1 protein-coding gene is annotated in these 585 nt (G+C 39.1%); it reads left to right on the forward strand.

What is annotated here, in order from left to right; translation table 11 throughout:
- On the forward strand, positions 1-585 hold a 585-nt coding region (locus C1E99_RS01150), incomplete at both ends, for a transposase (protein WP_161951120.1).

The following is a 585-nucleotide window of genomic DNA, read 5'->3' on the forward strand; positions in this document are numbered from 1 at the left end:
CAAGGGAAAACTCGCCTTTATTGCTCAGAATTTTGAGACGAGATCGATTGTGACCATTCTTGACAACAACCGCCAAACCACCATCAAGAACTATTTCTACAAGTATCCTAGGGTAGTCAGAGAAACTGTCGAGGTCGTAACAGTGGACATGTCGGGTAGCTATATTCCCATCATCAAAAAACTATTTCCAAGAGCTAAAATTGTTCTTGATAGATTTCACATTATCCAGCACCTGAGCCGTGCTATGATGACGACTAGAATTGATATTATGAAGACTTTCGATACGCGTTCCCTACCTTATCGATCCATGAAAAATCACTGGCGGATTCTTCAAAAAGATAGCCGTAAACTGTCTCAGAACCTCTTTTATTCTCGTACCTTTGGGCAAATATTGACACCGAAAGAGGTTGTTCAGAAAACACTCGAGTTCTCAGATCAACTAAGATTCTATTATGACCTCTACCAGATTCTCCTCTTCCATTTCCAAGAGATGAACTCGAAATATTTCTTCGAGCTTCTAGAAGACAATCTGGAGCTTGTCAATCCTGCCTTTAAAACTGTTTTTAAAACTTTTCTAAAGTATAA

The organism is Streptococcus suis, assembly GCF_002964045.1.
Taxonomy (GTDB): Bacteria; Bacillota; Bacilli; order Lactobacillales; family Streptococcaceae; genus Streptococcus; species Streptococcus suis_U.